This window comes from Halosimplex rarum (assembly GCF_047715405.1).
In the GTDB taxonomy this organism is placed as follows: domain Archaea; phylum Halobacteriota; class Halobacteria; order Halobacteriales; family Haloarculaceae; genus Halosimplex; species Halosimplex rarum.
The window spans coordinates 1,376,163-1,402,479 of sequence record NZ_CP180412.1 but is presented as its reverse complement, the minus strand read 5'-3'; the positions used below and the strand labels follow the sequence as shown (position 1 = coordinate 1,402,479).

General features: G+C 68.0%; 27 protein-coding genes. 10 read left to right on the top strand and 17 right to left on the bottom strand.

The features are described from left to right. Positions 1 to 142 precede the first annotated feature (142 nt). Positions 143 to 2,338, top strand: a complete 2,196-nt coding sequence (locus tag ACMGFH_RS06805) for a BGTF surface domain-containing protein (RefSeq protein ID WP_415382127.1) — start codon at positions 143 to 145, stop codon at positions 2,336 to 2,338. Between the two features lie 35 nt (positions 2,339 to 2,373). On the opposite strand, the gene rocF is transcribed toward ACMGFH_RS06805, so the two are convergent. Continuing rightward, positions 2,374 to 3,288, bottom strand: a complete 915-nt coding sequence (gene rocF / locus ACMGFH_RS06800) for an arginase (RefSeq protein ID WP_415382125.1) — start codon at positions 3,286 to 3,288, stop codon at positions 2,374 to 2,376. Between the two features lie 155 nt (positions 3,289 to 3,443). Beyond that, positions 3,444 to 4,364: an NAD-dependent epimerase/dehydratase family protein gene (locus ACMGFH_RS06795; RefSeq protein ID WP_415382124.1), complete on the bottom strand. Its 921-nt coding sequence runs from the start codon at positions 4,362 to 4,364 to the stop codon at positions 3,444 to 3,446. Positions 4,365 to 4,542: 178 nt separating this feature from the next. On the opposite strand from ACMGFH_RS06795, the gene ACMGFH_RS06790 reads away from it, so the two are divergent. The 3 genes from ACMGFH_RS06790 to ACMGFH_RS06780 all read left to right on the top strand — a co-directional run bounded on the left by ACMGFH_RS06790 (position 4,543) and on the right by ACMGFH_RS06780 (position 8,447). Beyond that, positions 4,543 to 5,076, top strand: coding sequence for an HTH domain-containing protein (locus ACMGFH_RS06790; protein ID WP_415382123.1), 534 nt, complete (start codon positions 4,543 to 4,545; stop codon positions 5,074 to 5,076). Between the two features lie 171 nt (positions 5,077 to 5,247). Continuing rightward, positions 5,248 to 6,411, top strand: a complete 1,164-nt coding sequence (locus ACMGFH_RS06785; protein WP_415382121.1) for an NAD(P)/FAD-dependent oxidoreductase — start codon at positions 5,248 to 5,250, stop codon at positions 6,409 to 6,411. A 659-nt stretch (positions 6,412 to 7,070) separates the two neighbouring features. After that, the gene (locus tag ACMGFH_RS06780; RefSeq protein ID WP_415382119.1) at positions 7,071 to 8,447 is read left to right on the top strand and encodes a hemolysin family protein; all 1,377 of its coding nucleotides are present in this window, start codon (positions 7,071 to 7,073) and stop codon (positions 8,445 to 8,447) included. 30 nt (positions 8,448 to 8,477) lie between these two features. On the opposite strand, the gene ACMGFH_RS06775 is transcribed toward ACMGFH_RS06780, so the two are convergent. The 5 genes from ACMGFH_RS06775 to ACMGFH_RS06755 all read right to left on the bottom strand — a co-directional run bounded on the left by ACMGFH_RS06775 (position 8,478) and on the right by ACMGFH_RS06755 (position 12,375). Next, entirely contained in the window at positions 8,478 to 9,362 is an 885-nt protein-coding gene (locus ACMGFH_RS06775; RefSeq protein ID WP_415382118.1) for a nucleoside phosphorylase, read from the bottom strand. Further along, on the bottom strand, positions 9,359 to 9,748 hold the full coding sequence (gene cdd / locus ACMGFH_RS06770; RefSeq protein ID WP_415382117.1) for a cytidine deaminase: 390 nt from the start codon (positions 9,746 to 9,748) through the stop codon (positions 9,359 to 9,361). Before cdd ends, ACMGFH_RS06775 begins: the two co-directional genes overlap by 4 nt. Before the next feature lie 90 nt (positions 9,749 to 9,838). Further along, positions 9,839 to 11,191 (bottom strand): phosphopentomutase/phosphoglucosamine mutase, encoded by a 1,353-nt coding sequence (locus tag ACMGFH_RS06765; protein WP_415382115.1) that lies wholly within the window; start codon positions 11,189 to 11,191, stop codon positions 9,839 to 9,841. A 147-nt stretch (positions 11,192 to 11,338) separates the two neighbouring features. After that, positions 11,339 to 12,070 carry an archaeal proteasome endopeptidase complex subunit beta gene (psmB, locus tag ACMGFH_RS06760; protein ID WP_415382114.1) on the bottom strand — a complete coding sequence of 244 codons (732 nt, stop codon included), beginning with the start codon at positions 12,068 to 12,070 and terminating at the stop codon, positions 11,339 to 11,341. A gap of 125 nt (positions 12,071 to 12,195) precedes the next feature. Beyond that, entirely contained in the window at positions 12,196 to 12,375 is a 180-nt protein-coding gene (locus ACMGFH_RS06755; protein WP_415382113.1) for a hypothetical protein, read from the bottom strand. 329 nt (positions 12,376 to 12,704) lie between these two features. On the opposite strand from ACMGFH_RS06755, the gene ACMGFH_RS06750 reads away from it, so the two are divergent. Continuing rightward, positions 12,705 to 13,064, top strand: coding sequence for a DUF555 domain-containing protein (locus ACMGFH_RS06750; protein ID WP_415382112.1), 360 nt, complete (start codon positions 12,705 to 12,707; stop codon positions 13,062 to 13,064). 21 nt (positions 13,065 to 13,085) lie between these two features. On the opposite strand, the gene ACMGFH_RS06745 is transcribed toward ACMGFH_RS06750, so the two are convergent. The 6 genes from ACMGFH_RS06745 to ACMGFH_RS06720 form a co-directional block, all read right to left on the bottom strand. Continuing rightward, positions 13,086 to 13,988 (bottom strand): hypothetical protein, encoded by a 903-nt coding sequence (locus ACMGFH_RS06745; RefSeq protein WP_415382110.1) that lies wholly within the window; start codon positions 13,986 to 13,988, stop codon positions 13,086 to 13,088. A 77-nt stretch (positions 13,989 to 14,065) separates the two neighbouring features. Further along, on the bottom strand, positions 14,066 to 15,274 hold the full coding sequence (locus tag ACMGFH_RS06740) for a hypothetical protein (protein ID WP_415382109.1): 1,209 nt from the start codon (positions 15,272 to 15,274) through the stop codon (positions 14,066 to 14,068). 140 nt (positions 15,275 to 15,414) lie between these two features. Continuing rightward, entirely contained in the window at positions 15,415 to 16,269 is an 855-nt protein-coding gene (locus tag ACMGFH_RS06735) for an MBL fold metallo-hydrolase (RefSeq protein WP_415382108.1), read from the bottom strand. 134 nt (positions 16,270 to 16,403) lie between these two features. Continuing rightward, positions 16,404 to 16,802 carry a YlbF family regulator gene (locus ACMGFH_RS06730; protein ID WP_415382107.1) on the bottom strand — a complete coding sequence of 133 codons (399 nt, stop codon included), beginning with the start codon at positions 16,800 to 16,802 and terminating at the stop codon, positions 16,404 to 16,406. Positions 16,803 to 16,872: 70 nt separating this feature from the next. Then, positions 16,873 to 17,304 (bottom strand): hypothetical protein, encoded by a 432-nt coding sequence (locus ACMGFH_RS06725; RefSeq protein WP_415382105.1) that lies wholly within the window; start codon positions 17,302 to 17,304, stop codon positions 16,873 to 16,875. Between the two features lie 103 nt (positions 17,305 to 17,407). After that, the gene (locus tag ACMGFH_RS06720) at positions 17,408 to 17,683 is read right to left on the bottom strand and encodes a hypothetical protein (RefSeq protein WP_415382103.1); all 276 of its coding nucleotides are present in this window, start codon (positions 17,681 to 17,683) and stop codon (positions 17,408 to 17,410) included. Positions 17,684 to 17,826: 143 nt separating this feature from the next. Here ACMGFH_RS06720 and ACMGFH_RS06715 point away from each other — a divergent pair, with 143 nt between their 5' ends. The 3 genes from ACMGFH_RS06715 (at position 17,827) to ACMGFH_RS06705 (ending at position 20,716) form a co-directional block, all read left to right on the top strand. Then, positions 17,827 to 17,961 carry a hypothetical protein gene (locus tag ACMGFH_RS06715; protein WP_415382102.1) on the top strand — a complete coding sequence of 45 codons (135 nt, stop codon included), beginning with the start codon at positions 17,827 to 17,829 and terminating at the stop codon, positions 17,959 to 17,961. 130 nt (positions 17,962 to 18,091) lie between these two features. Next, complete coding sequence (gene dph2 / locus ACMGFH_RS06710) at positions 18,092 to 19,147, top strand: diphthamide biosynthesis enzyme Dph2 (RefSeq protein ID WP_415382100.1); 1,056 nt, start codon at positions 18,092 to 18,094, stop codon at positions 19,145 to 19,147. 63 nt (positions 19,148 to 19,210) lie between these two features. Beyond that, complete coding sequence (locus ACMGFH_RS06705; RefSeq protein ID WP_415382099.1) at positions 19,211 to 20,716, top strand: hypothetical protein; 1,506 nt, start codon at positions 19,211 to 19,213, stop codon at positions 20,714 to 20,716. Positions 20,717 to 20,761: 45 nt separating this feature from the next. Here ACMGFH_RS06705 and ACMGFH_RS06700 read toward each other — a convergent pair whose 3' ends face one another. Then, positions 20,762 to 21,523, bottom strand: coding sequence for a hypothetical protein (locus ACMGFH_RS06700; RefSeq protein WP_415382098.1), 762 nt, complete (start codon positions 21,521 to 21,523; stop codon positions 20,762 to 20,764). Beyond that, positions 21,524 to 22,108: a LemA family protein gene (locus ACMGFH_RS06695; protein WP_415382097.1), complete on the bottom strand. Its 585-nt coding sequence runs from the start codon at positions 22,106 to 22,108 to the stop codon at positions 21,524 to 21,526. Positions 22,109 to 22,274: 166 nt separating this feature from the next. On the opposite strand from ACMGFH_RS06695, the gene ACMGFH_RS06690 reads away from it, so the two are divergent. Continuing rightward, entirely contained in the window at positions 22,275 to 22,901 is a 627-nt protein-coding gene (locus tag ACMGFH_RS06690) for an METTL5 family protein (protein WP_415382095.1), read from the top strand. Positions 22,902 to 22,952: 51 nt separating this feature from the next. Here the strand turns inward: ACMGFH_RS06690 and ACMGFH_RS06685 are convergent, their stop codons facing one another. Further along, positions 22,953 to 24,647, bottom strand: a complete 1,695-nt coding sequence (locus tag ACMGFH_RS06685; RefSeq protein ID WP_415382093.1) for a rhomboid family intramembrane serine protease — start codon at positions 24,645 to 24,647, stop codon at positions 22,953 to 22,955. Between the two features lie 161 nt (positions 24,648 to 24,808). Between ACMGFH_RS06685 and ACMGFH_RS06680 the strand changes: the two genes are divergently transcribed. Then, the gene (locus ACMGFH_RS06680) at positions 24,809 to 25,138 is read left to right on the top strand and encodes a hypothetical protein (RefSeq protein WP_415382091.1); all 330 of its coding nucleotides are present in this window, start codon (positions 24,809 to 24,811) and stop codon (positions 25,136 to 25,138) included. Between the two features lie 24 nt (positions 25,139 to 25,162). Here ACMGFH_RS06680 and aglJ read toward each other — a convergent pair whose 3' ends face one another. Continuing rightward, positions 25,163 to 26,284, bottom strand: a complete 1,122-nt coding sequence (gene aglJ, locus ACMGFH_RS06675) for an S-layer glycoprotein N-glycosyltransferase AglJ (RefSeq protein ID WP_415382089.1) — start codon at positions 26,282 to 26,284, stop codon at positions 25,163 to 25,165. Positions 26,285 to 26,317: the final 33 nt, after the last annotated feature.

The following is a 26,317-nucleotide window of genomic DNA, read 5'->3' as shown; positions in this document are numbered from 1 at the left end:
GCGCGAACCACCCGTCGTCTCGCGACCCACGCGGTCGGACGAACGGCGACTTCCGTTTCCGGAGGTTTCACCGGAGAGAACCGTCTCCGTCGGTGAAAGGTCACAAGACATTTGAGAGAGTCGCGTGCAGTCACACCCAGTCATGGGGGACCCGTCGGAAGCCACGACGTTCGGGAGGCTCACAGTGTCGACCTACGGCGTACTGTTGGTGCTCGCGGTCGCTGTCGTCGGATCGGCAGGGGCACCGGCGTTCGCGGCCGGTCCGTCCGGACCAGCGGACGCGAACGCTGGAGCGGCCCCCGTCGAGGACCGCGCTACCTTCCCGTCCGCGGCGGCGTTCGGGTCGGACGGATCGGCCGCTGACGCAGACGCAACGGGAGCGGGCGCGGCGGCACAGAGCGGCCACTCCAGGGACAGCTATCCGGACGCACCGCACATGGACGTCGCCCGCGGCGACATCGCGGCGATCGAGACCGGCATCGCGCGGAGTCGGACCGGGACAGTCCGGATCGAATCGGTCGACGGCGAGTTCGACGTGACGCTGACGTTCGCGAACAACGACGGCCGGAAGCCGGCGACGCTGTATCTGAACACGTACCTCGCCGGCAACGAGTCCGCGGTCGCCGGTCTGGCCTACACCGCCGGCGACAGCGACCGCGTGGTCGTCGACAGTCGCGACGCCGTCGCCGGCGCGCCGATGCCGGTCGGCGCCTACGACGTGACCATCGAGCGCGAGTCGGAGACGGTCACGAAGCGCCTCACCATCGACGACCCGTCCGTGGGTGAGTTGACGCTCCTCCGCGCGCCCGGCGACCGCTTCGAGAACCTCAGCACCGATCGAGACATCACCGAGGGCCTCGAGTCCGGCGTCGTCTCGGACCCGCTGGCGACCGGCGACGGTCCCGCGCCCGCGCTCGGGGACACGATGGTCTATCGCCTCAACGCGAGCGGGCTCTACGGCCTGCTGGCCGCACAGGGCGGCGAAACCGCTGAGGATAACTTCCGCGCCATCGAGGGCGACGGTGCGAGCGGAAAGGTGCTGGACCTGACGATCGACGGCCGCGACGGGCACGCCCCCGTCATGGACGTGCCGGCCAGCCTCGACGACGGTTCGATGCAGGTGATCCCCGACGCCACCAGCGAGACGCTCTACCTCACCGTCGACCTGCGACGGGCGGCCTACGAGAGCGCCGACGGATGGGGCGATCGGGAGTTCGGTCGAGCCAGCGTGTCCGTGTTCGACGGCTCGCACCTCGTCGACTCGAACGCGATCAGCGGCGTCGACTTCGCGGTTCTAGAGCGCCACGTCACGTACGACCCCGCCGGCGAGGCGATCCGTCGCGAGGCCGCGTCCAGGCAGACCATCGCCGGTGAGACGTCGCTGGCGCCCCACAGCCGACTCACGTTCGACGTCGCCGCCATCGGCGACGACTTCGACGCCCAGGTGGAGGCCGAGGTCGACGGGGACGGGACGTTCGCCACCACCGTCAACCTCTCCGAGGCGCCCGAGGACGCGCGGTTAACACTATCGACCGCCGAGATAGACGGCTCGAAGACGCTCTTGACGACCGGCGACGCGCCGGAGACGGCGATCTGGTTCCAGGAGTACGAGAGCCAGAACACCGACGAAGCGATAGAGATCGACGGCGTGACCGCGGCGCTCGAAGACGGCGGATTCGTCGCAGCTTACGCCGTTCCGCCGGACGAACAGGTCACCCACGAGAACCTGATCGGCCGCTCAGACTACCTAGAACCGGGCGTCCACCACACGTACGTCTCGCTCGACCGGCGAGTGACCGACAGCCAGACCGTCGTCCTCGCGATCCACCGCGACGACGACGGCGACAGCCGGTTCGACTACCCGGCCGACGACAGCCCCTACCGGATCGACGGCGACGCGGTCCACACGGCCGGGCGAGTCCTGCTTTCGGGGGACAGTTCGAACCCGCCACGGGACCCCGAGTATCTCACCGTCGACCTGCGGTCCGCCGAGGACATCGACGGAACACCGGTCCCGACCGCCACGCCGACCGACACCCCGACCATGACGCCGACGCCCACGGCGACCCCCGACCCCGTCGGAACGACGGAACTCCCGCCGCCGACGCTGCGCGGCGATGAGACGCCGACGGCGACCCCTGACGGGTCCGCTACTGTCGCGCCGAACGGAACGACCGCCGCGACCGCCACCGTGAACGGCACCGTCGGGCCGAACGGGACGACGGCGGGCGGCACCATCGACGGCTCCACCGAGGGGCTCGGTCCCGGGTTCGGCCCGGTCGCCGTGCTCGTCGCCGGCCTCGTGCTGGCCCTCGCGGCGCTGGTCCGGCGGTCCTAATCGGCGTTCGTCAGCGGAGAAACGTCGGCGCCGACTCAGAGGATCCGTTTTCCGAGGGCGCTCGCCGCGAGTTCGACGGCGAGTTCGGCGGTCCGGTTGTGGTCGTCGAGGATGGGGTTGACCTCGACGATCTCCATCGACGCGAGGTCGCCCCCCAGTTTTCGCGAGGCGATCTCCATGGCCGTGTGCCCCTCGCGGTAGGACGCACCTCCGCGGACCGGCGTCCCGACGCCGGGGGCCTCGGTCGGGTCGAGGAAGTCCATGTCGAGGCTGACGTGGACGCCGTCCGTCCCGTCGGAGGCGGTCTCGATCGCGTCGCGGGTCACCGCCGGGAGCCCGCGCTGGTCCACGTCCGTCATCGTGAACGCAGTCACGTCGCTCTCGCGGAGGGCGGCGCCTTCCTCGTCGTCGACGTCGCGGAGCCCGATGATGACGACGTTTTCGGGGTCGACCGACGGGGCGTGCGCCCAGTCGCTGCCGGCGAACGAGCCGCGGCCGAGTATCGCCGCGACGGACATGCCGTGGACGTTCCCGCTCGGGGTCGTCGCGGGCGTGTTGAAGTCGGCGTGGGCGTCGAACCAGACGACGCCGAGGTCGCGGTCGCGCGCGACGCCGTTGACCGTGCCGATGGCGATGGAGTGGTCGCCGCCGAGGACGAGCGGAACGTGGCCGTCGGCGACTGCCTCCGCGACGTCGTCGGCGAGCCGCCGGCAGACTGCTTCCGTCGCGTCGAGGTACTTCGCGCGGCCCTCCGGGGGGTGACCGGACTCGGGGTCGGTGTGGGACGGACTGGGGACCGCGACGTTGCCGCCGTCGTCGGGATCGATCCCGAGCGAGTCGAGTTCGTCGGTCAGGCCGGCGTAGCGGATCGCCGACGGGCCCATGTCGACGCCGCGTCTGTCCGCACCGAGGTCCATCGGAGCGCCGAACACGCGCACTGGTCGGTCCATACGCGGAGTTCGAGAGCGACCGGGAAAACGGTCGGGGGCTCGCCGCTCCCGCCGCGACGGCCTGTGGAGGGCGGCGGATCGGGGTCAACCGGATCCGGGCTGACCCGATCGGCGGTGGACGGTCGGAGAGCGGGCGAGACGGCGTTACACGGTCGTTACTCGTACTGTCGGCAGACGCGTTCGACGCCCTCTTCGAAGGAGATCTCCGGTTCCCAGCCGGTCGCCTCGCGCATCTTCGTCGCGTCCGCCATGGTGTCGTGGACGTAGACCTCCTCGGGGATGGGGTTGTCTTCGTACACGGGTTCGACGTCGGTACCGAGTTCCTCGTTGAGGACGGCGACGAGGTGGTCGAAGCTGTACTGCTCGCCGGTGCCGAGGTTGTAGACGCCGGTCAGCTCGTGGTCGGCGGCGAGTTCCAGCCCGCTGACGATGTCGTCGACGTGCGTGAAGTCGCGGGTCTGTGACCCGTCGCCCCAGATCTCGGGGCGGCGGCCGTTGGCGATGTCGTCGGCGAACTGCGCGATGAGGTTGGCGTACTCGCCCTTGTGTTCCTCGGCGCCGTCCTCCATGCCCTGGTAGACCGAGAAGAAGCGCATCCCCGCCATCGACATGTCGTAGTGGTTGCCGAAGTACTCGGCGTAGCGCTCGCGCGCGAGCTTCGAGGCCTCGTAGCCGGTGTTGACCGCCACGTCCATGTCCTCCGGCGAGGGTTCGGTGCGGTCGCCGTAGATCGACGACGTCGACGCGTAGACGACGGTGTCGCAGCCGTCCTGGCGGGCCTGGTCGACGGTGTTGACGAAGCCCTCGACGTTGACGCGCGCGCCGCGGGTCGGGTCCTCCTCGTGCATCGCGTACGACGAGAGCGCCGCGAGGTGGAAGACGACGTCCACGTCCGTGGGGAGATCGTCTTCGAGGACGCTCCCCTGGACGAACTCGACGCCGTCGTCGAGGTTCTCGGGCGTCCCGAGGTAGCAGTCGTCGAGCGCGAGGACCTCGTTGTCCTCGGCGAGGGAGTTCGCGAGGTTCGAGCCGATGAACCCGGCGCCGCCTGTGACCAGAACGCGTTGTCCTTGCATATTCGCCGGTGTCATCCGGAGCGTATTAAATAGCCGCTGTCTAATGTCTGGACCGAGACGTTTTACGGGCGGGTAAAGCGCCCAACAGTGTGCGGAAGCTCCGAGAAGACGGCGAAATTTCCCGCCGTCACGGCGGCCCACCGCCGGCTTTAATAAAATCAATGACCAAATCGAGAGTATGTCATCAATCGAGTTGACGCCCAGCCAGAAAAACATCCTGCAGGAGCTCGTCAATCTCTATCGGGAGTCAGAGAACGCAGTGAAAGGGGAGGATATCGCGGAGAAAGTGGACCGTAACCCCGGCACTATCCGCAACCAGATGCAGAGTCTGAAGGCCCTACAGCTCGTCGAAGGTGTCCCCGGTCCGAAGGGCGGCTACAAGCCGACGGCCACCGCCTACGACGCCCTCCAGATCCAGGACATGGACAAGGCCGCGGACGTCCCGCTGGCCCACAACGGCGAGGACATCCCCGACGCGAACGTCGAGGAGATCGACCTCACCAGCGTCCACCACCCCGAGCTGTGCCGCGCGGAGATCAAGCTCCAGGGATCGATCGCCGACTTCCACGAGGGAGACACCATCACCGTCGGCCCGACCCCGCTCTCGAAGCTCCAGATCATCGGCTCGCTCGAAGGGAAAGACGACACCAACAACAAGCTCATCCTGACCATCGACGACATGCGCGCGCCGGCCGGCGACCCCGAACACTGACACGCGGGACAGTCCCCGCGTCCGCGATTCTCCGCTCGACCCCCGAACGTTCTCTCACAGCGACCATTCGACGACCGTCGATCCCGTATATTCGTTATAGATCGGCCGAAATCGGGCGGTATCCGGGACGGTTTCAAAGCCTTTGTATCACCCGGCTACAGAGTCGGCGGTATGAACGAAAACGTCGTCGTGCTCGGGTCCGGATACGCGGGCGCGGGTGCGGTCAAGAGCCTCGAGTCACACCTCGACGGGCGGGCCAACGTCACGTGGATATCGGACGTGGACTACCACCTCGTCCTCCACGAGTCCCACCGCTGCATCCGCGACCCCAGCGTGCGCGAGAAGATCACCATCCCCGTCGGTGAGATCAAAGACCCCTCAACCACGTTCCTGCAGGCGACCGTCGAGGGCGTCGACACGGAGGACCAGGTCGTCGAACTCGAAGACAGCGAGAACGTCGACTACGACTACCTGCTGGTCGGCATCGGCTCGCGCACCGCCTTCTTCGGCATCGAGGGCCTGCGAGAGTACGCGCACACGCTCAAGAGCCTCGACGACGCGCTGTCGATCCACGACGCCGTCTCCGAGGCCGCGGCGGCCGCGACCCGCGACGAGCCGGCGACGATCGTCGTCGGCGGCGCCGGCCTCTCCGGTATCCAGACCGCCGGCGAGATCGCCGAGTACCGCGACGACTACGGCGCGAACGTCGAAATCGAACTCGTCGAGGGGCTCGACCGTATCCTGCCCAACAGCGACCCGCAGCTCCAGGGCGCGCTCCGCAAGCGCCTCGAAGCGGCCGACGTGAACATCCACACCGGCGAGTTCATCGGCGAGGTCGACGAGGACACCGTCTACATCGGCGACGACACCGAGATGGACTACGACGTCCTGATCTGGACCGGCGGCATCACCGGCCGCGAGGCCGTCGCCGACGCCGACGTCGACAAGGACGAGCGCAGCAACCGCATCTTCTCCGAGATGACCTTCGAAACCGACGACGACCGCGTGTTCGCCATCGGCGACGCAGCCATCGTCGACCAGCCCGGCGACGACCCCGCGCCGCCGACCGCCCAGGCCGCCTGGCAGGCCGCCGAAGTCGCCGGCGAGAACCTCGCGCGCCGCGTCAAGGGCCAGCCGCTCACCGAGTGGACCTTCGACGACAAGGGGACCGTCGTCTCCGTCGGCGAGGAGGCCGTCGCCCACGACGTGAAATACTTCCCGCTCTCGACGTTCGGCGGCCGACCCGCAAAGATGCTCAAGAAGGGTATCGCCGCCCGCTGGATCGCCGACGTCTCCGGCGTCGGCAACGCGCTCGACGCCTGGCCCGACATGTGAGCTCATCTTTTTCTCGGAGGGGTCTCCTCAGTCGCTTCGCTCGCTCGCGGGTCACTGCGTTCCCCGCTCGCCTTCGAGGCCTCGCTTCACTCGGCCTCGCACTCCTGCGGGGACCCCTCCGCCAAAAACATGGGTGAAAACACCGTCAGAGCGAAGCTCTGACGAGGTCTCGTTCGCTCCGCTCACGAGACAGGCCGGTCGCTCCCTGCGGTCGCGACCGGTGAACCGCCTCGATTCGCTAGGCGGATGCTCAGTACAGCCATCTTTTTCATCGTCGGGTGTCCTCGCTCGCTCGCGGGTCACTGCGTTCCCCGCTCGCCTTCGAGGCCTCGCTTCACTCGGCCTCGCACTCCCTGCGGGCACCACTCCTCGAAAAACATGGGTGAAAAAGGCTGAATCCTCGTGGTTCGAGAGAGCGACGCTCTCTCGTCATCACGAAAGACGGCGCAGCCGTCTTTCGAACGACTTCGCTCGGATTCAGTGAATAGCGCTCGCTCCGCTCGCGCGAATGCCAGCGGTCAGTTCGCACGACGAACTGAACGGACGGCGATCCATCGTCTTCTCCGAGCCGTTGAAGCCACCACCGTTAACGGTACCCCCTTCCTACGAGGTGGCATGTACGACGCGCGACGCCCGAGAGCCCTGACGCGGAGGCACCGATGGTAGACATCTTGTTCTCGATGGGGCGGTTGTTCGCCGCGCTGTTCCTGGTCGCGCTGAACGGGTTCTTCGTCGCGTCGGAGTTCGCCTACGTCCGAGTCCGGTCCAGCGCCGTCGACCAGATGGTCGCAGAGGGCCGGAGCGGCGCCGAGCTGTTGCGGGGCGCCCTCGACAACCTCGACGACTACCTGGCGGTGACCCAGCTCGGGATCACGCTCGCCTCGCTGAGCCTCGGCTGGATCGGCGAACCGGCGATCGCGGCGCTGATCGAACCGATCCTCGGCGCCGTCCTCCCCGAGAACCTGATCCACCTCGTCGCGGTCGCCATCGGGTTCTCGATCATCACGTTCTTGCACGTCGTCTTCGGCGAACTGGCGCCGAAGACCATCGCCATCGCGCGGGCCGAGCAGATCGCCCTGTTCGTCTCCCCGCCGATGCGGTTTTTCTACTACATCTTCATCCCCGGACTGGTCGTCCTCAACGGGACGGCGAACTACTTCACGCGCCTCATCGGGATTCCGCCCGCCTCCGAGACCGAGGAGACCCTCTCCGAAGAAGAGATTCTGACCGTCCTCACCCGCTCGGGTAGCAAGGGCCACGTCGACGCGAACGAGGTGGAGATGATCGAGCGCGTGTTCGAACTCGACGACATCTCCGTCCGCGAGGTCATGGTCCCGCGGCCCGACGTGGTCAGCGTCCCCTCGGACATGCCGCTGTCGGAACTCCGCACGCAGATCGTCGAGGAAGGGCACACGCGGTATCCCGTCCTCGACGCGGACGACCAGGATCAGGTGGTCGGCTTCCTCGACGTGAAGGACGTTCTGCGAGCGATCGAGACCGCTGATTCCGACGCCGCGATCACCGCGGGCGACCTCACTCGGGACATGCCGCTGATCCCCGAGACCGGGGCCGTCGACGACCTCCTGACCGAGTTCCAGACCGAACAGAGCCAGATGGCCGGCGTCATCGACGAGTGGGGCTCCTTCGAGGGGGTCGCGACCGTCGAGGACGTCGTCGAGCAGGTCGTCGGCGACATCCGCGACGAGTTCGACGTCGACGAGCGCGAACCGTCGCTCGACCGCCAGGCCGACGGCACCTACAGCATCGACGGGGGCGTCGTCCTCTCCGAGGTCGAAGAAGCGCTCGACGTCGAGTTCGACTCCGTCGACGTCGGCACGGTCGGTGGGTACGTCCTGGACAAGTTAGGCCGTGCGCCGGAGGTCGGTGACCAGGTGGCCCTCGACGGCTACCAGTTCACCGTCGAAGCAGTCGACGGCGCCCGGATCGACAGCGTCGAGGCGCGTGAGACGGCTCCCGACGAGGAACCCGAGACCGACGGTCACGATTCCCCTACGGCTGAAGACGAAGCCGAGTAAGACGCCTGTTCGGAGGAGCGAACGGCGCGGTCACTCCCCGTCGAGTCCCAGGCCCGGATGCCAGCGGTCGGCGCCGGCCGCCTCCGCTGCACCGTCCATGTCTGCGAGGATCGACACGGCTTCGCTGGCGACGTTCGCGGCCTTGCGCTCTCCTTCGGTGCGGAACTCGCCGGTGACGCGGTTGGCGTAGACCGTACAGACCGCGCCGGCCCGCAAGCCGTAGAGATTCGCGAGCGTCAGGACGGAGGCGGCCTCCATCTCGAAGTTGAGGACGCCCGCCTCGCGGAGGCTCTCGACGAGTTCGTCGCTGCCGGCGGCTTCGAATCCCTCGAAACCCGGGCGGCCCTGCCCGGCGTAGAAGCTGTCGGTCGTAGCGGTGACGCCGAGGTGGTAGTCGTAGTCTAACCGCTCCGCGGCGGCGACGAGCGCGCCGACGACCCGGTCGTCCGCGCTCGCGGGGTAGTCCTCGCGGACGTACTCCTTGCTGGTTCCCTCCTGGCGGACCGCACCGGTCGTGATGACCAGGTCACCCACCGAGGCCTCCTCGTGGATCGCGCCGCAGGAACCCACGCGGAGGAGCGTGTCCGCGCCGACGCGAGCGAGTTCCTCGACGGCGATGGCCGCCGACGGCGACCCGATGCCCGTCGAGGTGACCGAGATGGGCGTCTCGTCGTAGGTGCCCGTCGCCGTGCGGTACTCGCGGTGTTCGGCGACGACCTCGTGGTCGTCCCAGTCGTCGGTGATCTTCTCGACGCGCTCGGGATTGCCCGGCAGGAGCACGCTCTCGGCCACGTCGCCGGGACCGACTTCGAGGTGGTACTGCTCCTCCTCGTTCGGGTCCTCGCTGTCGGGAACGTCGTTCCCGGCGCCCTCGCCGGAGTTTACCTCGAACGCGTCCCCGTCGTCTCCGCTCATCGCTCCACCATCTCCCGGGTGATCGTCTCGGGCAGCAACTCGCCGAGCTCGTACTCGACGGGACCGTCCTCGCCCTCGCAGACGACGACGAACGACTCGTCGCAGAACTCCGCGAGCGACTGGCGGCACATCCCGCAGGGCGTCACGCCGTCCTCCGCGGCCGACGAGACGGCGAGCCGGTCGAACTCGCGGTGGCCGTCGCGGACCGCCGAGCCCAGGGCCACTTCCTCGGCGTGGAGGCTGTTGCTGTAGTTGGCGATCTCGATGTTACAGCCGGTGTAGACGCTCCCGTCGGCCGTCCGGAGCGCCGCACCGACGGCGTAGTCCGAGTACGGCGCGAACGCCGCGTCGACCGCGTCGCGGGCCGCGTCGAGTAACTCGCTCATGGCCGGGGAGACGGTCGGTCGGGACTAATAGGCAGCGGCCGCGGCGCCTCGGCCCGGCCGCGATAGATCGCCCTGGTTACTCGCTTTGGCTCACGCGTCGTCGACCGCGCCGCGAACGACGCCGGCGACGGTCTCCACGAGCGCAGTGATGTCCTCGCTCTCGGCGTAGACGCGGAGGTACGGCTCCGTGCCGCTGGGGCGGACGAGCGTCCACGACCCGTCGGGGAGTTCCAGTCTGACGCCGTACTCCGTGTTGACGGTAGCGTCGGGGAACTCGGCGGGCAGGCGCTCGGCGACCAGGTCCATCGCCGCGCCCTTGCGGTCGTCGGGGCAGTCGACGTTCGTCTTCCGGTAGGGGCGCTCGGTGACGGGGTCGCGTAGTACGGCGAGGCCGGGGCCGGCCACGAGTCGCGCCAGGACGGCCGCGCTGGCGACGCCGTCGATCCACCCGCCGAAGGCGGTGTGGATGTGCTTCCACGGCTCGGCAGCGAAGACGACCTCGGTGTCGTCGGTGCCCGCCTCGCGCACGTCGGCGATGCCCTCGTGGAGCGCACCGAGTCGCACGCGCTCGACGCGGCCGCCCGCGCCGCGGACGCGCTCGTCGATCCGCGCCGAGGCGTTCGGCGTGGTGACGACGACCGGGTCGTCGGCCTCGCTCTCGGCGACGTAGTGCTCCGCGAGGATGGCGACGATCGTGTCCTCGTGGACCACCTCGCCGCTCGCGTCGACGACGACGATGCGGTCGCCGTCGCCGTCGTGGCCGAGTCCCAGCTCGGCGCCCCCCTCGGCGACGTACGACCGCAGGTCCCGCAGGCTCTCCGCGGTCGGTTTGCTCTCGCGGCCGGGGAAGTGGCCGTCGACGTTGGCGTTGATGGCCGTCACGTCGGCGCCGAGCGCCCGGAGCACCTGCGGCGTGGCGACGCTCGCCACCCCGTTCCCGCAGTCGACGGCCACGCCTAGGCCGTCCAGCGGCTCGCCGTACTCGCGGGCGAACTCGGCGACAGCGTCCCGGTAGGCGCCGAGGACGTCGGCCCGCTCGGTTGCTCCCCACTCGTCCCACTCGACCGGGGACGCCCCCTCGTCGACGCGGCGTTCGACCCGCGCCTCGCCGGTGTCGTCGTACTCCTGCCCGTCGGCGAAGAGTTTGATCCCGTTGTCCTCGGGCGGGTTGTGGCTCGCGGTCAGCATCACGCCCCGGCGGTGTTGGGCGGCGTAGGCGAGCGCGGGCGTCGGCACCTGTCCGATCCGGGTCACGTCCGCCCCGGCGCTCAACAGCCCCGCTTCGACGGCTGCCGCCAGCCCTTCGCCCGTGGTGCGGCCGTCGCGACCGACGACGAACGAGTCGCCGTCGCCGCCCACCGCCCGTCCAACGGCGAGGGCGAGTTCCGGCGTGACCTTCGACTGCGCGTCACCGCGGATACCCGCGGTCCCGAAGAGATCCATATCCGTCCCACGGCGCGGCCCCCATTAATCGTAGTGGCTGCCGGTCACGTTCGCCGTCGAGTGGCGAGAATGCGCGGCCGGAGCCGGGCCGGTATCGACGGTCTGGGCAGTCGCTGTTCGACGTGAAAACGAGAAAATGGCGGTGCGTTACTCGACGCCGTCGAAGTTCGGGTAGCCCTCGATCTCGACGCCGTCGCCGGTGACTTCGGCGATGTAGACGCCGTTGCCGGAGCCGGTGTCGCGCTCGGCGGCCGCGCGGACGCCGGCGACGGCGGCGCTTCGCGCCTCCTCCATGCTCATGCCGTCCTCGTAGCGGTCTTCGAGCGTCCCGTACGCGACGGTGAGCCCGGAACCGGTGATCGTGTAGTCGTCTTCCATGACGCCGCCGGCGGGGTCGATGGAGTAGACGTGACTGCCCTCCTCGTCGACGCCGCCGAGGATCGGATTGATGGCGAAGAACGGACCGCCGCGGGCGAAGTTACCCGCGAGCGTCGAGAGGGCGGTCATGCTCATGTGTTCACCGCGACGGGCCTCGTTGAGATCGACCTCGGCGCGCAGCGAGCGGATGAACGACTGGGCGCCGCCGACGGAGCCGACGAGCGTCAGCGCGGCCGTCGGGTGGATCTGCTCGACCTTCTGGACCGTCTTGTTGGAGACGAAGCGACCGCCGAGCGAGGCGCGCATGTCCGTCGCGATGATGACGCCGTCCTCGGCCGTGATGCCGATGGTGGTCGTTCCCGTCTCGGCGACCTTGCTCTGGTCGCCCTGGGGTGACTCGTCGGGGAACGAACCGATCTCGGGCTCGGTCGGGTCGGGGATCCCGGCGTCGTGGCGCTGCAGATTTTGCGAGAACTCCGAACCGGCGGATGGGTCGCGCATGGTTGTCCGCTATCAGTCCTGTGCTGATAAAACCATCTTTTCGGTCGGCCACGGTCGTCGTCGTCCCGCGAACCCCGCCGCTCCGAGCGGGCGAAACTGCGGCGGAAAAGGGACGTATCAGTCGATCAGGCCGTTCGGGTGTCCATCTCCTCGTACTTCTCGTTGATACGGCTGACGGCGCGATGGGCGGGGAGCGTGAGCCCGACCTTCTGCATTGCGAGCGCCAGCGGCAGCAGCAGGATTCCGGCGAACAGGGTCAACTGGTACAGTGCGAACACGATTGCACGGTTCAGAGTGGAACGCATCGTGGTGTGACTTTCCTCCGGCGGTCCCGGTACATAAGCTTTCCCCCCGGCGACGGCCAGTTGATAATCGATCGTGATAGAATACCCCGCCGCAGTCATGCGATTAGCGATAGTCCGCGATCGACCGAGTCGAATCGGCTTCGGCCCCCCGAACGGGGTAACGGGTGGCTTGGTACGGACGGCTATCGCCATAAGTTATGGGCATGATTTCAATCACGTGCGCACCGGCCGAACGGCGGAATTCGCGGTGGCGCCCGACGGGAGACGCTCGGCGTTGCTGTCGACCTCGGATCAAAAACAGGATTACGGAGAAACGCCGAGTGGGGTGTATGAACTACATCGTAGTGATGGAAGCCGCCTGGTTGGTTCACGACGTCGAGAACATCGACGACGCCATCGGCGTCGCCATCAGCGAGGCCGGCAAGCGGCTCAACCAGAAAGACATGGACTACGTCGAGGTCGGGGTCGGCGCGACGAACTGCCCCGCCTGCGGGGAGCCGTTCGACTCGGCGTACATCGCGGCCGACACGGCGCTGGTCGGCCTCGTCCTGGAGATGGACGTGTTCAACGCCGAGAGCGAGGAGCACGCCGAGCGCATCGCCAAGAGCGACGTGGGAGGCGCCCTGCGCGACGTTCCGCTCGACGTCATCGCGGTCGAACAGACCGAAAGCGACGACGAAGACGAATAAGACGCGTAGATCTCGGGATCGTCACTTCGTGACCAGTCGGGTCCCCGTCTCGGCGGTGACCAGCAGGTCGGCCACGCGGTCGACCGCGTCCGTGACCTCGGGTTCGCTTCTCAGCAGCACGGTTTCGCTCGGGAACAGGTGTTCGCCGACTTCGAGCCCGTGGTCTCTCGCCGTCGACCCCGAGACGGTGAGATAGACGCCGATACCCGTCTCCGCGATGGCCGCCTCCTCCTCTTCGCCGTCCTTCGGGTAGCAGAAGTCGACGTTCTCCGTCGCGCCCGTACCCAGCACGCCCTCGACCAGGCGTTCGTACCTGGGTGAGATACAGAGCTCGCCCTCGTACCCGTCGACGAATTCGCGCGTCAGGTCCGCCTCCTGCGCGCCGGCCACCTCCGGCCTGGCCAGCAGCGAGTGCCAGACGGTGTCGCCCAGTCCGGCGACGAGGCGGACGTCCGTGTCCCGCGGGTCGACGCGTTCGTTCACGTCGCCGAGTTCCGCCAGCGGCTCCTCGCGGAGTTCGACGACTTCTTCGAGGAACAGATCGGCGCTATCGAACCCGAGCGGCATCTCGTGTTTCCGGAGCGCCCGGAACGGCTCTTCGCGACCGACGAGCCGGAGAGTCAGGTCGTCGTCGACCGGGACGGCGACGCTGTCGAAGACGATGCGCCGAGGCATCCCCTGGCGGTCGTCCCGAACGAGCGTGTACTCCGGCGCGTGCGGGTCGCCGTCGTCGCTGTAGGTCGCCAGCCGATCGTAGACGTCGCCGGTCGCGGACTGCTCGCCCTTCGTGACCGCTTTCTCGTATCTGAGCGTCGAGATCACGTCGTCGGCGAGCCCGGCGACGCCCGCCTCGTCGGCCAGTCGGTCGAGAACGGCTTCGAGCGGTCGTCCCTTCCGCGGCACGGCGACGCTGACGGTCGTCATTGGTACTCGTCACACGAGCGGGCCGTAAAACGAGTCCGATCTCCGCCGGTTCCACCGGCTTCAGGCCGTCCGTGCGGTTAGCTCCCACCGATGACCGAGGAGAGCTGTTCGCGCCACTCTTTGAGCTCCTCGATCTCGTCGTTGATGTCCTCGATGTCGGACTTGACGTCCTCGACGTCGATGTCGCCGATCTGCCCTTCGAGGTCGTCGATGTCGCCCTCGACGTCGCCGACCGACTCCTCGACGTCCTCGACGTCGCTCTGGACGGCCTCGACCTCCGACAGCACCTCGTCCATGTCCGACTGGAGCGCGTCCATCGAGGACTCGACGTCCTCGACGGTGCTCTCGACGCTCGACAGCGACTCGTCGTGACCCGACGTCATCTCGCGGACCTCCTCCAGTTCGGACTCGAAGGACTCGACCTGCTCGCGGAACTCGTCGATGAGTTCGTCGCCAGTGCCGTTCTCGTCGAGGAACTCCTCCAGCGCGCCCGTGTACGCCAGCAGGTCGGACACCTCGGTCTGGAGGTGCTGGATGCGCGCGTCGACGCTGCCGCCGGAGTCGTCCGCCAGGTCGAACGCCTTCCGGAGCAGTTTCACGTCCTCGGCGTCGACGTTCTGGTTACGGATTTCCGTCGCGAGCGCGCCCACGAGCGTGTCGACATCCGCGTCGTCGAGCGCGACGCCGCCGCCCGAGGAACCGCTCCCCGAGGAGTCGCTCGACGACCCGCTGGACCCGGAACTGCCGCCGCTGTCGGCGGGCTCGTTCGGGTCTTTCAGGTCCAGGGTCTCCACGTCCTCGCCCCCGTCGCCGTCATCCCCGTCGTCGAGGCCCGGGACGGCGTCGCTGTCGCCGGAGATGACGTCGCGGACGACGTCGCTCCCCTGTTCGTCGACGACCGAGCCGCTTCCGCCGTCCTCCAGCGGCGGGTCGACCTGCTCGATCCGCGGCTGCGTGAGGAACTGCTCGACGTTGTCCGTTCCGGTCGCCCGGATCCCGTAGACCGTCGTGTACTCCGCGCCGGCTTCGAGTTCGCGCTCGAAGGTGATCTGGTCCTCATCGATGGTCCAGTACTCGCTACCGTACTCCGGGTGGAAGCCCAGGTCCTCCACCGCGACGTCCTCCGGCACGTCGTCGACCAGCGTCACGGTCACCGTCTCCGAACGCGCCGACTGGATCTCGAAGGCGATCGCCGGCACCGGGAACTCGTCTTCCTCGAACCGCTTGTCCACCGTCACCCCGTGAGCTGAGACCGAGACCTTCTCGTATTGTTGTGAGTCGCTCATGTGTTCTCCCTCGTTTAGCGACCAACTTAATGATACTTATTGTCCGGGTTCCGTCATTTCAGGCGAGAGTGGAGCGCGAGCGGGATTTCCGGCGATAACAGAACAGTCGGCAGGGGTTCCCAGCGGCGTCACTCGGGCGCCTAGAGGTCGAACCGATCGCCGATCTCGACGATCTCGAGCGTTTCGGGGTAGTCGAAACTCGCGGCGTGGTTGTGCAGGACGGTCGGCTCCGTCCGCATCCCCTTCCACATGTCCCAGTGGGTCGGGACCAGCGTGTCCAGTCGCAGGTCGTTGGCCGCCTCGACGATCATGTTCTCGGTGTTGTACCACTGCGTCCGCACGGGTTCGCCCGTTTCCTTGTCCGGGATGTTCCCGATCGCGCCGAACGCGAGCGCGCCCACGTCGATGTCGTAGTCCGTGCCGACCTGTTCGAACTCGCCCGGTCGAGCGTCCCCGCCGTGGAAGAACGTCCCCGCCTCGTGCTCGAACACCAGCGACACCGGGTGTTCGGCGTCGGGGTCGTTGGCCGGCTCTACGTGGACGGTGAACGCGCCGACCTCGATCGTGTCGCCCTCACTGATCTCGTTCAGCTGGTCGTCGCTCACGTCCCAGTGGGAGGTCCAGTCTTCGTCGGCGATCACGTCGTGGCCCGAGTCGGTCGTGTAGTACTCGGCGCCCGTGTTCGCGAGGACCGGCCCCTGGCTCGGGCCGTGGACGTGATCGACGTGTTCGTGCGTCCCGAAGATGGCGTCGGCGTCCGCGATGTCTTCCGGATCGAACGGGACCGGGATCATCCGGATCGTCCGCGGGGGTCGCCCGGTGCCGACGTACGGGTCGATGAGCACCGTCGTCCCGTCGCTCGCCTTCAGGACGAAGCCGTTACAGCCCAGGTACCAGACGGCGACGGTGTCCGGCGACGCGTCCTCGATCGCCCGCGGCAGCCAGTCGCCCCAGTCGCTGTCCGAGGTCTGTCCCCAGTCGGGATCCGTTGTCATACGCCACCCTGCGAACGGCCGCGATTAAGCCTTTACGAACGGGTCACTCGGGGCCGCGGCTGTCGGGCGAGGAGAACTGTCGGGACGAGGTTCCCGACGCCGAATTACGTCGCAAAAAACGGTCGTCGCCGATTTCAGTCTTCGCAGCAGCCGCCAGCCTTGCCGCCGAAGTCCACCGTGAGAGGGTCGGAGATGATCTCGTTGAGTTCCTGCAGCCGCAGTTCCAGTTCGTTCTGCACTTCGAGGTACTCGGACATCTTCGGCTTCTCGTGGAGTTCCTCCTGGGCGTCCTGGAGGGTCCGGAGGTCCTCGCGGGTGGCCTCGCCGGTCTGGCGCGCGAGCATGAACTCCTCGCGGATCTGCTCGAACTCCCGGATCTCCTCCTGAAGTTCCTCGTCGGCCTCGACCTTCTGCTTGGCCTCCTGATAGCGCTCGTAGAGGGGCATCTCGGCGATCTGCTCGCCGAGTTCGCGGGCCAGCGCGTCCACGTCCTCGCCCGCATCAGATCGCGCAGCGTCGGTCTCGATGCTCATTGTACTCCCGTTTGGTGCGTCGCGGTTTTCAAGGTGCCGACTCCGGGCGACTCCGACCGGAGCAACCGCCTCACCGCCACTGCGAGTCGGCCGCGTCGACCGGCCGGAGCCCCAATCGCTCGCGCACGCGGTCGCGGAACGCTGCCGCGAGGGCGACCGGGTACGCCGCGGCGAGCGCACCCGCGCGGGCGACGACCGCCGACGGGAGCGAGACGTCCAGCGTGCGGAGAACGGCGAGCCCAGCGAGTCCCGCGGCGCCGCTGGCGACGTAGAGCGCGACGACGAAGACGAGGAGGCGACGATACGACCAGTCGCCGGCGACGAACGGGTAGCTCCCGCCGACGGCGACGACTGCCGCGGCCGTCTGGGGCGGACCGGCGAACAGCGTCGCGTCGGCGACCAGCGCGTAGACGACCGTGAACGCTGGGGCGAGCGCGAGATACAGCCCTAGCGCCGCGAGGAGGAAGTCGACTGTCGCCGTCGCCCACGAGCGGATAGTCACGCCTGCCGCTGCGGGCCCGAACGGCATAGCTCCGACGCCTGACCGCTCGCACGACGACGGGGAGCGTGCCTCCCGTCGCGATACGACGGCGACGCGACCGGCGTTACGCCCCGAGCAGGCCCTCCAACGCGGTCATCACGATTGCGAACGAGACCCAGAAGGCCACCAAGGCCAGGGGCGCGGGATTGAGCCCGTCGTCCTCGCGGTCGTCGTGGTTCACTCGCCTCCCGTGCCAGGTGTCCGGTATCCGCTCGTGCATCGAGAAAAAGCGGGTGCGAACGGCGAGCCTAGTGACCGCGACCGCGCACCCGACCGCGAACGCGGCCGAGACGGTGAGGACGACTGCCATCCGGAGGAGCGCTGCGACGGGGATGACCATCGGCTGACACTACCCGACCCGGGCGAATAAGTGTGACGCGGCCGAACTGTCTCGGCCCGGAATCCCGCCCGTTCGAGCCGGCGAGACCGGCGCGGTTCGCTGGTGTCCGAGGGCTTTTCCGACCGGGTCCCGAACGAACGGGTATGGTGTCAGAACTCGTGGTCGGTGGGTTGCTCGCCGTGCTGGTGTTCGGTTTTCTCCGATTCCAGGACCACATCGTCTCCGCGCTGACCCGGTCGGGCAGCGGCGACGACACGCTCTCAATCGACGACCCCTGATCCGAGACCCGTATTCGACGGGACGGGCACTCGCTGTTTTCACTGTTCCAGAGCGCCTGCGGTGTCACGCCGTCACAGCGGTAACTGCGGACCGCGGGGGTTTTACCCCGCCAGCCGGTACGAGGGCCCAATGAGCCAGGAATCGCCGGAACGAACCGAGGGAGACCTCACGAAGACGGGGATGTCGCTCCGTCACGACCGCGAGTGGGACTACGAACTCGACCGCATCGTCGAGGCCGTCGAGGAGCGAGACGCCGAGACCGTCGGCCTGCAGTTCCCCGAAGGACTCAAGCGCCGCGGCCCGCGCGTCGCCGACGACCTCCGCTCGGAACTGCCCGACGGCGTGAGCGTCATGATATCCGGGCAGCCCTGCTACGGCGCCTGTGACCTCGACACCTATCTCATGCGTCGCACGGACGTGTTCGTCCACTTCGGTCACAGCCCGATGAAGGAGTCGGACAAGATCATCTACGTCCCCCTCTTCTCGAACGTCGACGTCTTCCCGATTATGGAGCGCGCGGTCGACGAACAGCTCGCTGACCCCGACGAAGATCCGGACGTGGGACTCGTGACGACCGCCCAGCACATGAACAAGTTCGACGAGATGCGCTCGTGGCTCGAAGAGCGCGGCTACACCGTCCACACCCGCAAGGGCGACGAGCGGCTCACCCACGAGGGGCAGGTGCTCGGGTGCAACTACGCCAGCGCGGACGTCGACGCCGACCAGATGCTGTACGTCGGCGGCGGCAAGTTCCACCCGCTGGGCCTCGCGATGGAACACCCCGACAAGCACGTCGTCATCGCCGACCCCGTCAACAACGCCGTCTCCGTCGCCGACACAGAGAAGTTCATGAAGCAGCGCTACGGCGCCGTCCACCGCGCGATGGACGCCGACGAGTGGGGCGTCATCTTCTGCACCAAGATCGGCCAGGGCCGCTGGGAGACCGCCCAGGAGATCGTCGAGGACAACGACGACGCCTACCTCATCACGATGGACGAGGTGACGCCCGACCGTCTGACCAACTTCGGGCTCGACGCCTACGTCAACACCGGCTGTCCGCGAATCACGACCGACGACGGCCCGCAGTTCAAACAGCCGATGCTCACCCCCCAGGAGTACCGCATCGCCGTCGGCGACGAACCGCTGGAGGCCCTGGAGTTCGACACCTTCCACGACACCTGGTAAGCCACTTCCCGTCGGGAGAACCGGGAGCGTTATTATCAGCCCCCGAAAACTCGCTGGAAAGCGATGTTCGGGGGGAGTGACACGACGGACCGGGAGCCGCTGTGGATCGTCGGGGTCGGCGACGTCGACCGTGAGACGCTCGAAACCGTCGCCGACGGAGCGACGCAGACGATCCCCGTCGACGCGCGTATCCACTCGGGACGGGTGTCGCTGTCCGATTTCGACGAGACGGTCGACGACCTGTACCACGGGCTCGACCTCGCGCGGCACGCGCGCCGCGAAAGCGGCCGTGACGCCGTTCTCGCGGTCACCGACGCCGACATCGGGAAGCCCCGCGGCGAACCGGCGTTCGGGCTCGCGATGCGCCGCGGCTCGGTCGGGATCGTCTCGACGGCGCGCCTGGGCGAATCGTCGTTCGTCGATCGACTGCGAACCGTCTCCTCCCAGCACGTCGGCTACCTCGTCGGGATGGGCGCCTGCAGCGACGGGTACCTGTTCGAAGTTGCCGACGACCCCGCGGACTTCGACCGCATCGGTCCCGACCCGTGCGAGGAGTGCCGCGCGGAACTCGAAGGCCGCGATTCGCCGCTGTTGCCCGACGACTGCCGGGTCCGTCTCCGCCACCCCGCGAGGTCGGGCGACTCACCCGAGCTTTCTGTCGTCGCGGTCGGCGACGTCGACGAGGCGGTCGTCTCGGAGGTGGCGGCCGCCGTCGACGAGCACCTGGCCTTCGACGCGACCACCGCGCCGGGGTCGGTCCCGCTTTCGGCCGTCCGGAGCGACGCCGACGACGAATCGCGGGAGCAGTACCGGGCGAGCGCCGTCGCTCGGGGCGCCCGGGAGTTCGTCGGAACCGCCCCCGTCCTCGCCGTGACCGACGTCGACCTCTTCGAGCGACGGCGCAACTACGTCTTCGGCGTCGGCGAGTTCGGGGGCGAATTCGCCGCGTTTTCGACTGCCCGACTGGCCGACGGCGAGACGGAGGCTGCGCTCTCGGAAGCGCGCGTCCGCAAGCAGGCTGTCAAACAGGCCGGAAGACTCCTCGGCGCAGACCAGTGCGACGACAGGAGCTGCGTCTTCACGGACGTTCCCACCGTGCGCGAACTCGACCTGACGGACGAATCGCCCTGCGCCGACTGCCGCGCGGCGCTCGACGGCGCCGACTGGCCGCCGGATGTCGAGGGCGCGGTGGCGGGGAGCGGGTCGGCCGGGAGCGGTTCGACCGCAGGCGACGACGGAAAGGCCACTGAACGCGGGGACGAACCGCCCGGAGAGCAGAGCAAGGCCGACTACCTCTGGCAGAGCCTGCTGCACGACGCCGCGAACACGGGCCGGTTCGTCGCCTTCCTCGCCGGGTTCGCGGTCTCCTTCTTCGTCGCGGTGCTGGTCCTCGTCCCGGTCGTCGAGTTCTTCCTCGGCCCCTGGGACTCCCAGTCCGACCAGGTGGCCTGGGCCGTGATCGCCGCGTCGCTCGTTCTCGCGTGGTACCTCTACAAGACCGGCAAGCGACTCGTCGTCTTCCTCGGCCGCAGCGCGGTCGGCCGGGTCCGATCGGCGGCCGGCGAGTAGCCGTCCGTTGGCGGCTATCTGCGCCGGTTGCCAACCCGGACGCGTTCAGGCGCCGAGGAACACCTGTGCGATGCCGGTGAGCCAGAGGAAGGCCGTGAGCGAGACGGTCGCGGCCACGACGCCCACTGTCACCTCCTTCGCCAGCGCGAAGCGACGCTCACGGAGCAGCGCGTCCGGTTCCCGGTCCGAGACGAAGAAGGTGCCGTCGCGGTCGGTGAGCGCCAGGGGTTTGTCCGTCTCGTCCACCCGCCGCTCGTCGATCTCCGCGGTGCCGTAGGCGTACACCTCGTCCCCGGGACAGAGGTACGTCGCCTCGTAGACCCGCTCGTCGCCCGTCCGAAGCTCGTCGATATCCCACGACCGCTCGAAGCGCCACAGGTCCTCCTCGGGCGACTCGTAACTCTCGCGTTCGCGCTTCCACTCGCGCTCGTCGGAGACGAGAAACTCGAACGTGTCGTCGTCGACACGGATCGAGCCGCCCTCGGTCGCGATGTCGAAGGGAATCACCCGAGTGCGGTCGGCGTGCGTCCGCGAGTCGCCACTGCCGAAGTCCCGGACTGACAGTTCGTAGGCGACGCACTCCGGGCAGTCGTACATGCGCGTCTCGGGATCGCCGACGGGTTCGATCTCCCCGCGAACGGCGACGGGTCCGGCCGCGACTGAATCGAGAGCGGAGATAGGCGTATCCCGGATGACGGACCCCTCGCGGTAGCGGTCGAACCCCATCAGGAGCGAGCCGATACCCCAGAGGACGCCCAAGCCGGATCCGATGACGAGCCCCGCGTAGAGGACGACCCCGAGGACCATCTATTCGGCTTCGAGACGCTCGCGGACGGAGAACTCGCCTCTGGCGGCCTCAGTGGCCTCGAAGGGCTCGCGGGGCTCGTACCCGCGGCGAGCGGCCACGTAGCGCTCGGGCACCTTCTCCAGCAGGGCGTTGTACCGTCTGACGGCGTCGTTGTAGTACTCGCGGCGGTTCTCCAGGCGCTGCTCTACGTTTTGCAGGGCGTCGCGGACGTCCTCGAACTTCTCGTCGGTCCGCAGCTCGGGGTACTCGTCGGCGATCGAGTAGAACTCCTGGATCGAATCGCGGATCTCCGCCTCCGCGAGTGCCGCCTCCTCGGGGGAGTTCGCCTCGATGGCGCTGTCGCGGGCCTCGACGATCCCCGCGAGCACGTCCCGCTCCATGGACATATACTCCCCCGCCAGTTCCACGAGGTTCCCGACCTCGTCGTGGCGCCGCTGGAGCAGCACCTCCACGTTACTCCAGGCCGCCTCGCAGTTCTCCCGGGCGTCGACGAGGTGGTCGTGGGCGCGCTTGGCGTACCGGAGGGCGCTCCAGGCCACGAGCGCGACCGCGAAGGCCCCCACCACCGGGACGAAGAGACTCATGACTCGTCGCAAACACGACCGAACACATAAATGGTGAGGAAGGAACGGCGCGCGCTGCGCCGCGGAAATTACTATTAGGCATTCAACAACGTTTTTGGATACGCGGGAGAAATTAGGAGGCGATGACTGTCACGGCAGCGAGGGGACGCCGACGCCGGAGGGGATCATGAGCACGAAGACGCGGCTCGCCCAGCAGCTGGCGGTCGTTGCGGGCTTCGAGGACCCGCGGGTCGACCTCGAACAGTACAGGACGCCGCCCGACGTCGCGGCGCACCTGATCCACACCGCCGACCTACAGGGCGACATCGAAGACCGAATCGTCGTCGACCTCGGGACGGGGACCGGGATGCTCGCGCTGGGGGCGGTCCTCCGGGGGCCGGAAACGGTCGTGGGCCTCGACCTCGATCCCGATCCGCTCGCGACCGCGCGTGCCAACGAGCGCCGGGTCGCGGCCGCCGCCGACGTCGAGTGGGTCCGCGGGGACGCGACGAACGTCCCGCTCGCGCCCGACGGCCCGACGACGGTCGTGATGAACCCGCCGTTCGGCGCCCAGTCCGGGAACGAACACGCCGACCGCGGTTTTCTCGCCACCGCGGCCGAGATCAGCGACGTCTCCTACTCGATCCACAACGCCGGCAGCCAGGACTTCGTGGAGTCGTTCGCGGCCGACAACGGCGGGACTGTCACCCACGCGTTCGCCGCCGAACTCGACCTCCCCCACCAGTTCGAGTTCCACGACTCGGCCTCCCAGACGATCGACGTGGAAGTCTTCAGGGTCGCCTGGGACGACTGAAGCGCCGGGGGTCGCGCTCGACCGCCGACCGGTTGCGTCTGCGGTCCGCGATCAGTTCTGCTGCGCGCGCGGAATCGCCTTCTGTGCCACCTGCACTCTGGTCCGGTTGTGGACGGCGAACAGGTCCCTGCCCTTTCGTTCGACGGTCAGGCCGCCGACGCTCGTTCCGTTCGACTGCACCGGGATCGGCGCCCGCCCGTGCACGGTCTGGTTCTCGGTGACGACGACTTCGAACCCATCCGGACCGGGTGCGATAGAGACGTTCCGTCCCGCGATCGTCGGGGCGGCGCGGACCCGATCGGTCGTGTACGCGAGTGTGCCCTGTTCGCCTTCCTCCCGGAGTTCGACCTTGTAGGCCGACCCGTTGCCGACGAGCGACCACCCCTGTCTGTTCGCGTACACCGCTCGCCGCCAGCCGAGTCCGCCCACTCTGACCGTCGCGCCGCCGCTGTGTGCGAGTTGCCCCTTCGAGACGGCCTCGATCCACACCCGGCGTTCCTCGCTGAAGACGACGATCCCGCTCGACCGGATCGCCTGGGACTCATCGAAGAGGAACTCGTTGACCAGCGAGACGTACTGGTTGGGGACGCCCTCGACGTACGTGACGGTGTAATCACGGACCTCGACGGTCTCGGCGTCCGCGGGGAGGTCGCCGGAGATGGCCGTCAGTCCGAACGGGACCGCGACGGCGCTGAGCACGACGAGCGCGACGACGAGGGCGCGAACTGCCGTGCCGCGGGTCAGTCGACCCGAACCGGACTCGCTCAGCTGGGGCCGCAGCGAGCGGTTCGACGCGGACACGCCGGTCGCGATCAGCGCGGCGAACAGGAAGACGATCCCCACACCGACCGCCCGGAAGAGAACGTACCTGTTCGCGCCGACCGGCGTGAATATCGCCCACAGCGACTGGCGAATGCCGAGGACCAGCGCGGCGAACCAGAGGTACAGCGCGTTCGGGTAGTCGTCTCGGCGCGCGAGCAGCGCGATCCCGACGACGACCCCCAGCAGGATGCCGACCGCGTGCCCCTGGATCGCGATGTCCGCCCACCACGGCGAGATGAACCCCGGCCGCGGTTCCCGGGAGACCATCGGGTTCCGCAGTCCGGCGTACACCAGGTCGACGACCCGTTCGGCGACGAGGACGAGCACCGTGAGCAGCGGCCGAGTGACCATCGCGAAGCCGATGTAGGCGTAGACGACCCCGGAGAAGCCGATCACCGGTCCCATCGAGAAGAGCCCGGTGAAGATCCCCGCGAAGAACGACCCGACCGGGACGGCCAGCAAGCGGACGAACGGGTTGGACAGCGGCGTCGCGAACGACTCCGAGCCGCGCTCGTCTGGGTAGTGGCCCACGTAGTACTCGACGATCGGCGCGAACAGGAGCGTCCCCGTCAGGTTGCCGGTGATGTGTCCGACGCCGTTGTGCGCGAACCCGGCCACGAGCGTCCCGAGCGGGTAGAAGTACGACCACGACCGGAAAGGGATGACCATCGGATTTCGCGGGTGGGCCCACCCGCCCTGGACGACCCAGTAGACGAGCAGAACGCAGAGAACCGTCAGAAGCGTGCCCCAGGGGACGCCGAGCACCCACCGTCGCCGGAAGCGGTCGCCCCACCGGCGGTCCCCGGGCGCGAGGTATCGAGCCACCGCCAGCGACCCGACGACCGCGACCACGAGGAATATCTGTTGCCAGGGAAGCAGCCCGAGAATCCAGCGAGAGACCGACGTCGACGGCGACTGCAACATACCCGCCACAAAGTGGGCCGGTAAGTTATCCTTGGTGGCGTCTCAACCCGGCCGTCCCGTGGTTCGGTCGACGCTGGCCGACTCGGAGAGCGAATCCGTGACCGGCAGACCGGTCCGGGTAAGCACAGGATTTTCGGTTCCCGACGCCGTTGTGGCCGCCAATGGGAGTGCGGCCACCGTCGAACGACGTGGACGAGGAACCGGACGTCGTCGAGTTCGGGATCGCGGCTCTCGACGCGCGGGTCGCGGACGCGGACGTCGACTTTCCCGTCTCGGCGAACGAACTCGAAGCGCAGTTCGGGGACACGAGGGTCCCGTACGACGCGGCCGGGAACGAGCTGTCGTTCGGCGAGGCGCTCGCCGAGGCGGACCGCGAGTCGTTCGACTCCGAGGCGGACCTGCTCAACGCGCTGCATCCCGTCTTCGAGCGCAAGCGCCAGGCGGCCTCGACGAGCCTGCTCAGACAGCTCCGCGGGCTCGTCCCCTTCTGAAAACCCCGGGCCGCGACCGCCCGGCTACCCCTGTTCCGGCTGCGAGGGCTCTCCCGTTCGGGAGCGGTCCGTCGACTTCGGGTCCGTCCCGGACGCGTCGGTCGGCTCCGGGCCTGCCCCTGATGCGCCACTCCGTTCGGCGTCCGCCGCGGTCGTCTCGCTTTTCGGCGTCGAACTCCCGCTCGTGACACCGCCGACCGTCCCGAGTTCGCCGTCGTCGGTCAGCCGCTGGGCGAGGTCTTCGAGCTGCCGGGTCTGCTCGCGGTTGACCGTGACGATCATGTCCGAGAGGACGCCGAACATCAGCAACTGCACGCCGAAGAGGATCGCCGACGCGCCGAGGAACGCGAGCACTTCGTGCGACGTCTTGGGGACGGTGATCCACTCGTAGGCGACGTAGGCGCCGAGGACGAGGCCGACGACGGTGCTGACGACGCCGACGCTCCCGAAGTAGAAGAGCGGGTTGTTCGTCTTCGCCATCTTGTACAGCGTGAGGATGATGTCGGCGCCGTCGCGGAACGGCCGGAGGTTCGTCTCGGACTCGTCCGGACGGGCCAGGTACCGGATCGGAACGACTTCCGTCCGGACGTTGTGCTTGACGCACTCGACGGCCATCTCCGTCTCGATGCCGAAGTGGTCCTCCGTCAGCGAGATGCGGTCGATCGACTCGCGAGTGAGCGCCCGGTACCCGCTGAGGATGTCCTGGTAGTCCCGCCCGTGGATGACGCTGAACGCCCAGTTGATGACGCGGTTGCCGAACTGGTTGAGCCGGGTCATCGCGCCGGCCTCCATGTCGGCGAAGCGATCGCCGATGACGTGGTCGGCTCTCCCCTCGAAGATGGGTTCCAGCATCGCCCGCGCGTCTTCCGCGCGGTACGTCTGGTCGCCGTCAAGCATCAGAACGACGGGCGCGTCGGTGAGCTCGAAGCCTTCCTGCAGCGCCTCGCCTTTCCCCTCGGAACCGCGCTGCTGGACGACTCTCGCCCCCTTCTCCTCGGCGATCGACTGGGTGCCGTCGGTGGAGCCGCCGTCGATCACGAGGATGTTCTCGAACCCCTCTGCGCTGAACGACTCGACGACTGGTCCGATCGTCTCGGACTCGTTGAGCGTGGGCACCAGCACGCAGACGTCGTCGTACTCGACCATCGTCCCCGCTTCGACGTTGCCGGAGAAAAAGGT